Genomic DNA, 9,166 nt, shown 5'->3' with positions numbered 1-9,166 from the left:
TTCCCTCTTTTTCCCCGACCCCTGGCCCAAAAAACGGCATCAGAAACGGCGACTGGTCCAGGTCCCTTTTGTCGAAAAAGTACATCGGGTCCTGGCGGTCGGCGGATATTTTCATGCGGCTACCGACAATGGGGGTTATGCGCACCAGATCAGCGAGATCATGGAGGATGCCGCGGGGTTTCGCAACCTGGCCGGGATCGCTGAATTTTACCCGGGCTCTCTGGAACGGCCGATGACAAAATATGAAAAGCGCGGTCTGACAAAGGGGCATGAGGTCTGCGATCTCCTCTACGAGCGGATCGGACCCTGATCATATCCGGTTTGAGGGATCTGTGAGGCAAGTTCTGAAAAAAAATTTGCAATATCCATTGATAATTTTGCTTTATTGGTATGATATCCCGATTGCGGGAATCATCAGCTCAGGGGTCGACCCGAAAATACATCCAGCAGGAGGAAATATCATGAAAAAATTACAGATTCTTTTATTGGCTTTTCTGGCAGTCACCTTTTTCAGCGCTTGCGGAGGAGGCGGCTCCGAAAGGGTCACTCTCCGGGAGGGGGTGAGCGGGGATATTGCGGTACTCTCTTTGGGCGCTGACACGTCGGGACTGAATGGCGACCAGGTTGCCCTGCTCAATCAGACCCTGAACTGGATGGATCGCGACATCATCCAGGCCTTAAAAAGAACCGGGCTGCAGCCGAAGAGGATCCAGTCCGAGGGGGAATTCACCAGGAACGGCTACCTGCTGAAGATCACCATCACCGATCACAAGATGATCCCCAAGGGGGCCAGGTTCATGGCCGGGATGATGGCCGGCGCCGACGTACTCAGCGCCCATTACGATCTGGTCGATCGCAATGGCCAGATTGTGCTCGCCTGGGACGACACACAGGCCTCGACCAAGGGCGGCACATACTGCGCCAAGACCCTGAACCGCAACGCCGCCCAGAAGATTGCCGATCATCTGGGCTGAGATCTGATAAAGCTTAAGTTGAGCAGCCTGTCTGCTCAAACGAAACTTATCACCGAAAGATGAATTTGAAATAAGAAGGGAGGATGCAGAAGCGAAGATCTTTCTGCATCCTCCCTTTTACATTCTCTTTTTTGCCACGGTCGAAACAAATCATCCGGGTGGTGCGGAAACCCTCAACTGGTGACGAATATGAGTGAGAAGATCTGCTACTGTTTCAATTATACCGATGAAGATATTGCCCGGGATGTTCGGGCCAACGGCAAATCCCTGATCATGGAGCGGATCGCCGTCGAGAAAAAAGCCGGCGGGTGCCGCTGCAAGGACACGAACCCCAAGGGGCGCTGATGCCTGGCCGATGTCCGCCAGGTGGTGGATGCGACGATGAATGAAATGTGATCCCGGAGTCCTAAATAAACTGCTGCATCAGCGCCTCAATGACCGCATCGAAGTTTTCCGGCGTTGCACCAAGTTCTGCGCACATTTCCCGGGCGTACCCGCGGAGTTGCTGGTTATTCAAATCAATGAACCTTGAAAACCTCTGGGTTCTCCGGCCGATACAGAACAGCATCTGCTCCTCTGGGTCAAGTTGCAGGAACGCGCGGAGAGGCATCATCATCTTCTCCTTGTCATCGGGAAGCACCCCGTCGATTTCGGGAAAAAGGTTCAGCACATGATCACTTTTTATCGTGCTGCTGATCCCGGCCAGTGTTTCCAGGAAAAGAAGGAGTTCCCCGGCGGTATCAACCTCGCCCATTTTATCGAAGTTGCCTTCTTTATACCGGGCGGTGAGCGGCGCGTCACCGGGCAGGGCAAGGGCGCGAAACCGGATAAAATCCGGATTGATCCGGTTCAGGGCATCGGCCGTTTCCCGTGCGTGCTCCCCGGATAATGCTTTTCCGCCAAGACCCGGCATCACGTATTCCGACAACTCGATCCCGGCCTCTTTCACTTTCAGTCCTGCCGCGATATGCGTTTTTTTGTCGACCCCCTTGTTCACCATCCGGAGGACCTTGTCCGAGCCGGATTCCATCCCGATATGGATCCGGTTCAGACCAGCCTCGGCGATCCGGCGCAAGTCGGGAGCGCTTATTCTGGCGATGGTGTGCGACCGGGCATAGGAGGTGATCCGGGTGACTGTCGGAAAAGCGTTTCTGAGATGACCCAGGATCCGGATGATCTCGTCCGGTTTGAGGATCAGGCTGTTGCCGTCCTGGATGAAGATCGAACTCATCCCGTTGGCGACGAAATTGAATGCTGCATTGAGGGCCCGGAGGTCCCCCTCCCCTCCACCAGGTGAGAGCCGGGCAAGTTCTCTTCGGGGACCGGATTGTCCGGACCTTTCGGCGGCGACAATCGCCGCAACATAAAAACGGACGGTATCAATGTCCCGGATTACGTGGTCCACCGGACGCAGGCTGAATTTTTCACCCTTGTATACGGGGCAGAAGGTGCAGCGGTTCCAGGGGCAATTACGGGTGATTCTGATCAAGAGGCTTGCCGCCTCGCTCGGCGGGCGGATCGGTCCCTGTTCAAAACCGCGGTATGGTTCGCTGGTTTTCATCTGTTATGTTTCATTGTTTGTGAGTGAGCAAAACCGGCGCAGATTTATTTTTGTCGGGTTTAAAAATTATTATAGCTATCAATCCCCCGGCGGAAAAGGGATAGAGTCGGACTGAGCAGCTCTTTTCCGAAAAAATAACCCGAACCGCTTTGCCTTGCATTATGCAAAGTGGTATTCTTCATTTAATGGAAGGGTCTTAAAACAAAATAAATACGGCGGCAGTAACGCAACGTACACTTGAAAACGAGACTCCTTCTCAGAAAAAAGCAGGGCCATTTGATTGGCGCTGCTTTTTTTATATACTGTCGGACCACAATATTGTTCATGTAACATCCGGGTTGGGAAATCTGAAAGGGTCTGTGTTGTCATGGATCACTCGAAGCAAAAGAGACTCCGCAGTCAAAAGCATCTCCGCATCTTCCGACTCTTGATCTGTTCTTTGCTGGCGGCGGTCCTGGTTTCCTGCGCAACCATCGATCTCAAGGGTCCAGCCCCTGAAACCGACAACTTTCAGTCGCGTCTGATTCTGGGACGTCAATATCTCAATACCAGGCACCACTCCCTCGCCCTTGCCGAGTTCACCGATGCCGGCAGGTTGCGACCTGGAGAGGCCGCACCGGTGCACGGGCGGGCCGAGGCCCTGTTTCATATGGGCCGCATGGACGAGGCTTTGGCGGCCTGTTCGGAACTCGGTGGTGAATCGCCGGACTATTTTATTGCCCTGGGCTTCTGCTGGGGTATCCGCCTGGAGGTCGGCAGTGCCGCCGAGGAGATTCGGGAGAATGTCCGGCAGGAGATCGCGGAACTGCTCAACCGTCCGGAGCCTTCCGTGGAATTACTCTACAGTGCCTACCAGGGGTATTATTATCTGAATGATCAGGAAAAACGGTTTGCCCTGATTCGGCAATTGATCGAAAAAGGGAATGGTTCAGCCATGACCGCCGAGATAGCCTCCACCCTGTTCAGTGAAATCATTGAGTCTCCCCCCGGCAGCGACCGCCGGCTGGACCTTGCCGAGCGCTATATCCGCAACTTTTCCGATCAAAGAATGGCCGACAAGGCAGCTACCATCGTCTTCCGGGAGCTCTCGGCAAAACAGCAGGATGAACCGGACCACCAGCAGCTTGTCCGTTCTGTGTTGCAGGATAAGGCAACGAGTCCCTATCTGAACGGCGCGGCGGCCTTCTGGCTGATTGAGCACAACACCGATTTCCCGCAGGCGATTCACCTGCTGCAGCAAAGCCTGCGAGGTATTGAAGAGCTTTCCCTGGAGATACCGGAGCCGTTCAGCGAAACTCTCTGGGGGGAGGAAATCGAAAACTTCCGGATGCTTTCTCTCTATCTTTTGGGTCGGGCCCGGCTGGGGCTGGGTGAAACGGCAGAGGCCCGAAAACTCTTTACCGAAGTGGCCGCGATGAAGGAGAGCTGGCCCGGGCCGCACCATTTCCTGGGGATGATCCACCTCGGGGATGGCCAACCGGAACAGGCGCTGCAGTTCTTCAGGAAAGCGCTGGTCAATGGTTCGCCGAGGCCTGAGACCACAACGGAACTCCGGGCAATTTTGTCCGACCGGGATGGTTTCAATGGCGATCCGCGCACCTATTTCCAGACTCAGGAACAGGATGGCGTGTGGTTTACCGATGTTACCGTGGCGGCAGGACTCGACGGGGTCAGGGCGAGTCGGGTGGCCTGGGGTGATTATGACAATGACGGCGATGACGATCTGCTGCTGGACGGCAGCCGCCTTTTCAGCAACCAGGGAGACGGCGGCTTTGTACCGGATTCGGACCGCCTGGCCGGGATCGCCGGATCGAACGGCGGGGTTTTTGGCGACTATGACAACGATGGTTCCCTTGATATTTTTGTGACTTCCCACGGGGGCAACCACCTCCTGCATAATGAAGACGGGGTCCGTTTTGTTGAGAGCGGCGCCTTTCCTCAAACCGCATCTCCTTTTCTCCGCACCGAGGCGGCGGCCTGGGGGGACCTGAACAATGACGGCCTTCTCGACCTCTATGTGGCCAACTACGAACACGGGGTGGTGATGCGCGGAGTGTGCGGCCGCGACCAGCTGTTTGTCAATCGGGGCGAGGGAGGTTTTGCCGAGAGTTCCGCTGCGGTCGGCGTGGTCAGCGAGGAGGGGATGTGCGGCCGCGGGGTGACCTGGTCCGATCTGGATGGTGACGGTTGGCAGGATATCCTGGTTGCCAACTACCGACTCGACCCCAACTTTCTCTGGCTCAATCAAGGAAACAGTTCCGTAGTGGACGCAGCCGAGGCAAACGGGGTGCAGGGGCGTGAGGTGAACGGGGCCTACGGGCATTCGATCGGCAGCGTCAGCGGGGATCTGGATGGCGACGGTGACCTTGATATTATCACCTCAAACCTCGCCCATCCCCGCTACATCGCATTTTCCGACAAGACCATGGTGCTGATCAACAACGGGGGTCCCCTTCCCCTGTTCACCGACCGGTATCCGGAATCCGGGATCTCCTTCGACGAGACGAATTCCGACCCCCTGCTGTTTGATGTCGATCTTGACGGGGACCTCGATCTCTACGTGACTTCCATTTACCCGAATCGTGCCTCCCATCTTTACCTGAACGACGGGAGTGGCGGATTCACCGACCGGACCTGGCTTTCCGGGGCCGGAGTGACGAACGGCTGGGGGGCGGCAACGGCCGATTTCGACGGCGACGGCTTTCCCGACCTGCTGGTTGCCGGTTCCGAAGGGGTGCGCCTCCTCCATAATGAGGGAGGCCCCAACAACTGGCTCAAGGTCAGGGTGGATGACCGGAATTGCAATCGTTTCGGAGTGGGCAGCAAGGTGACGGCCCGTTTCGACCGGCAGCGTCAGGTGCGGGAGATCACCGCCGGGCGGGGCACCGGCAGCCAGGATTCCCTGACTGTTCATTTCGGTCTCGGGCATTTCCGGGGTCCGGTTTCAATCGAGGTGAAATCCCTCTGCGGCGAGACCATGCAGGATCAGACAACGGAACTGAACCGTACCCTGGTGATCAGCAACCAACCTTCCCCCGATTGAGTCAACAGGGAGAATTTTTTCCTTTGCCAAGGCGTTCGCCTTATGCTGAGGCTTGATCAGCGACGGGCGGCGTCAGGGTCATGCACTCCAGGAATATCCGGGCCCGGCAGCGGGCGCAGATACTACCGTCCAGACGGGTGAATATTTCGGCAATCGCCTCATCTTTTGACTCGAAGATGTTCTCCGCGCCGATCAGGTCAAGGTAACCCTCCTGCTGGATTTCTTCGCAGACCGGTTTCTTGATGTCGTAAAGATACAGATGTCCGCCCCCCTCTATTTCCTCTCCGGCCAGATCGGCAAGAAAATCAGCCCCGGCCATATCGATAAAATTGATCCCGGAAAAAACGAGCAGCAGGTGTTTCTGTTGCGGGTTGCGGGTGCGCATATTTCTCAGTTCCCGGTCAACATGCTCGATGGCCCCGAAAAACAGCGAACCGTCGATCCGGACGATCTTGAGCTGGGGGCATTCCACCTGGCCCGGGGCGCTGGTAAAAGAGCGCATCGGGTGGTGGGGGTCCGGGACCCGAGCCAGGACCCTGGGGTGCGAAGTCCGGTTCAGGTAGATCACCAGGGACAAAAGCACCCCGAGAAAGATCGCGAACTCAAGTTCCAGAAAAAGGGTGGCCAGAAAGGTGGTTGCCAGAATAATGCTCTCCTGGCGGCTGGTTTGCAGGATCCGCTTGATCCGGGCAAAATCAATGAGGCCCCAGGCCACCAGGAATAAAATGCCGGCCATTGCGGCATTGGGCAGGTAGGCCGCCCAGGGGGCGACGAAGAGGACCACGAAGATCAGCAGGCTGCCGGCGAAAATGGCGGCCAGCGGAGTTTTGGCCCCGGCCTGGTAGTTGAGACCGCTGCGATTGAAGGAACCGGTTGCGACATAGCCGGAAAAAAAACTGCCGGCGATATTGGAAAGCCCCTGGCCGATGAATTCCTGGTTGCCGTCAAGATGTTGTCCGGCCTTGACCGCGAGGGATCGGGCAATGGACACCGCTTCGGTGAGGGCGAAGAGGGTCGTGGCCAGGGCGGCCGGGGCCAGGATCCGGATACTCTCCAGGGAGAAATGGGGAGTCGACAGGGGCGGCAGAGCGGCAGGCAGGGCCCCAACCACCTGGATATCGGCGGCCGCCGGGCCGCCGAACCTGGAAAATCCGTAGGCGGCAGCGCAACCGGTCAGCATGGAGAAAATCATGTAGGGGATCTTCGGCAGGAAACGGCGGAGGAGCAGGCCGGAAAGCATTGTGACCAGTCCGACCGCGATGACGTAAGGATTGAAGTCGCGCCAATGGCTGATGACCCCGGCCAGGGTGTGGTACAGATGACCGCCTCTGGGCAGGCTGATCCCGAAAAAATGCTTCAGCTGACTTGCGGCGATCAGGATGGCCGCGCCGGCGGTAAAACCGACCACGACCGAGTGCGAAATGAAATTCACCAGGCCACCCAGGCGGGCGAGCCCCATGCCCAGCTGAATCAGGCCGACCATCATGGTCAGGGTCAGGGCCAGCTGAACATACTCGGCGCTTCCCGGGATGGCATAATTGCTTAATGCCGAAAAGAGGACAATGGAAGCCGCAGTGGTCGGGCCGGATACCAGATGCCATGAGGAACCGAACAGTGCGGCCACTACAGCCGGGACCATGCCGGCATACAGGCCATACTCGGGTGGCATCCCGGCAATGGTGGCAAAGGCGACTCCCTGGGGCAGGGCGACAATGGCACCCGTGATGCCAGCCAGCAGGTCGTCACGAAACGTTGCCTGATTTACTCTGGGCCACCAGGCCAGGAAGGGCAGGAAGGTGGCGCGCCAGCGACTGAAATTTATCGAGATGGTGCCAGGTTTCATCATAAAATCCTCGCAGGAAGATCCCGCCTGGAGCAGAACTGTGAACAAGACCGTGACTCAGAATGTTCGCTTATGATCTTGTCCATCATCATTGGGTCACCGTGCAGCCTTGAAAAGAAAATCTATGCAATGAAGGAGTATGCGGTGTCGCGGGTTTGCTCAATGGGTTAGGAAGTTGTGTTGAATAGTATGCATCGCGCATTGGCCTTTTCCCCCCGGCACCCTGAAGGTGAATTCCACGGTGGTTTTGTCGATTTCGATTTTGATGCCAAGCTCGGGGAGCAGACAGGATGAGATGATGATGACAAAATCGTTCAGGGAGTGATTTTTTGAATTGCCGTTTTCCCTGATGTTGACCAGCTTTGCCAGATTTTCGGTATTCATTTCCTTCTGCTTCAAGGTGATTTTGATCTGTTCGTTGGTGGTCATCATGGCGGCTACGGTAATGGGATTTTTGTTTTCCTCGGTCAGCTTTTTCACCATCCGGCAGAGAGCCTTGACCGTTTTCCTTTTGTCCGTCCGCAACGAAAAATCGGTTTGCGGATCTTCCAGTTCAAGTAAAAAGTCCGCGTCGGGGTCTTCTTTTTGAATATCGCTGATCAGTCCGGCCAGAGGGATCGATTCCATATTCAGGACCGTGCCCTTTTTTATATCGGCGAGGGCCAGATCAAAATGAAGCATTGTTTTTTCTATTTCCCGCGCCGCCCTGACAACATTTTTCGAATTTTTGGAACATTTGGTACAGGCGCCGTTATGGCCATTGTTTCCGTTGTTGCCGTTCATGGCAATGGAGTCGATTCTTCTGCAGAGTCCGCCGATTACGGTGATCTTGTTCCTGAAGAGATGGGACAGAAGATTCAAGAGATAATCAATGGTCCCCAGCTGGGTTGCGATGACTTCTTTGCCGATGACTTCCTTGCCGATTCTGGCCAGGATCGCATACCGTTCCAATTCAATCTTTTCTATTTTATTGCAGAGGACTGCCAGAAAGGCCATTTTTTCTTCGTCGATTTTCCGCGGCGAGATCCCATCCACCACGATGACCCAGACTCCTGATCTGGTCTCCACCTTGGAGAAATAGATATCATTGATCCGGGCGTCCCTGACCAGGTCGGCCATATAACCGGTGCGGGGATCGAGCAGGGCGTTTTCGATATAGAGAGTGTCTTTTTTTTCTTCAACCAGCTCCCGTAAAGGCCCGGAAATGCTTTCACGGCGAAAGACTCTTTCTTCCGGGTGTCTTGCCGACATGCATTCGGCGATCCTTTCGAGGGTTGTTTCGGTAATTTTAAAGATGGCCGAGCGATAATAATCGCGGTCGAAGGACAACATGATCGCAATCGGCAATTTTTTAATGATTTCCTCAAAAGAAGGAAGATCCGCCCGGTCTTGCGCGAGTTTAATTTTCTGGTCCGCCCAGGTTATGATCTCCCATTTATGCAGGAATTCATGGTTGGAGATTTTTCTTTCAACATTAATGGCTATCCTGTCCACAATTTCCCTCTTCCCTCTCTGCGGTCATTTCTCTTATCCGGATAGAATCCTCATTTGGTGGAATGAGTAATTTTTACCCATTCCGGAACAGCCGGAAGATCCGGAACAAAAGTATTTTATCACAAACAGGTCCCTATTAAGCAAGACCCGGATTGTGCCTGCGGGGATACATCTTCTAAGTGACTGAAAATATGGAATATTGCCAGGGTTTGCGGGGTGGCGTCAACTCTGTTCCTGCCTCGTGCGGTAAT

At 55.3% G+C, this 9,166-nt stretch carries 7 protein-coding genes; 4 read left to right on the top strand and 3 right to left on the bottom strand.

The window, feature by feature from the left end; translation table 11 throughout:
• From KKG35_07035 to KKG35_07025, 3 genes are all read left to right on the top strand, one after another.
• The coding region (locus KKG35_07035; protein ID MBU1737881.1) for a tRNA (guanosine(46)-N7)-methyltransferase TrmB at positions 1-310 on the top strand (310 nt) is incomplete at its 5' end.
• A gap of 151 nt (positions 311-461) precedes the next feature.
• The gene (locus tag KKG35_07030) at positions 462-974 is read left to right on the top strand and encodes a DUF4410 domain-containing protein (protein ID MBU1737880.1); all 513 of its coding nucleotides are present in this window, start codon (positions 462-464) and stop codon (positions 972-974) included.
• A 189-nt stretch (positions 975-1,163) separates the two neighbouring features.
• Entirely contained in the window at positions 1,164-1,319 is a 156-nt protein-coding gene (locus tag KKG35_07025) for a hypothetical protein (GenBank protein ID MBU1737879.1), read from the top strand.
• 61 nt (positions 1,320-1,380) lie between these two features.
• Here the strand turns inward: KKG35_07025 and KKG35_07020 are convergent, their stop codons facing one another.
• Positions 1,381-2,535 (bottom strand): radical SAM protein, encoded by a 1,155-nt coding sequence (locus tag KKG35_07020; GenBank protein ID MBU1737878.1) that lies wholly within the window; start codon positions 2,533-2,535, stop codon positions 1,381-1,383.
• A 427-nt stretch (positions 2,536-2,962) separates the two neighbouring features.
• Between KKG35_07020 and KKG35_07015 the strand changes: the two genes are divergently transcribed.
• Complete coding sequence (locus KKG35_07015) at positions 2,963-5,578, top strand: VCBS repeat-containing protein (protein ID MBU1737877.1); 2,616 nt, start codon at positions 2,963-2,965, stop codon at positions 5,576-5,578.
• 40 nt (positions 5,579-5,618) lie between these two features.
• Here the strand turns inward: KKG35_07015 and KKG35_07010 are convergent, their stop codons facing one another.
• Together KKG35_07010 and KKG35_07005 are read right to left on the bottom strand one after the other, a co-directional pair.
• A complete protein-coding gene (locus tag KKG35_07010) occupies positions 5,619-7,421 on the bottom strand; it encodes a SulP family inorganic anion transporter (GenBank protein MBU1737876.1) in 1,803 nt (600 codons plus the stop codon).
• A 159-nt stretch (positions 7,422-7,580) separates the two neighbouring features.
• Positions 7,581-8,915, bottom strand: coding sequence for a hypothetical protein (locus KKG35_07005; GenBank protein ID MBU1737875.1), 1,335 nt, complete (start codon positions 8,913-8,915; stop codon positions 7,581-7,583).
• Between the last annotated feature and the right edge of the window lie 251 nt (positions 8,916-9,166).

Source organism: Pseudomonadota bacterium (assembly GCA_018823285.1).
GTDB lineage: Bacteria > Desulfobacterota > Desulfobulbia > Desulfobulbales > JAGXFP01 > JAHJIQ01.
This window is presented reverse-complemented; position numbering and strand designations above follow the sequence as displayed.

Bases quoted from the DNA above. Each gene is read 5' to 3' on its own strand.
- KKG35_07010 (MBU1737876.1), bottom strand. From the start codon at position 7,421: ATGAAACCTGGCACCATCTCGATAAATTTCAGTCGCTGGCGCGCCACC.
- KKG35_07020 (MBU1737878.1), bottom strand. From the start codon at position 2,535: ATGAAAACCAGCGAACCATACCGCGGTTTTGAACAGGGACCGATCCGC.
- KKG35_07025 (MBU1737879.1), top strand. From the start codon at position 1,164: ATGAGTGAGAAGATCTGCTACTGTTTCAATTATACCGATGAAGATATT.
- KKG35_07030 (MBU1737880.1), top strand. From the start codon at position 462: ATGAAAAAATTACAGATTCTTTTATTGGCTTTTCTGGCAGTCACCTTT.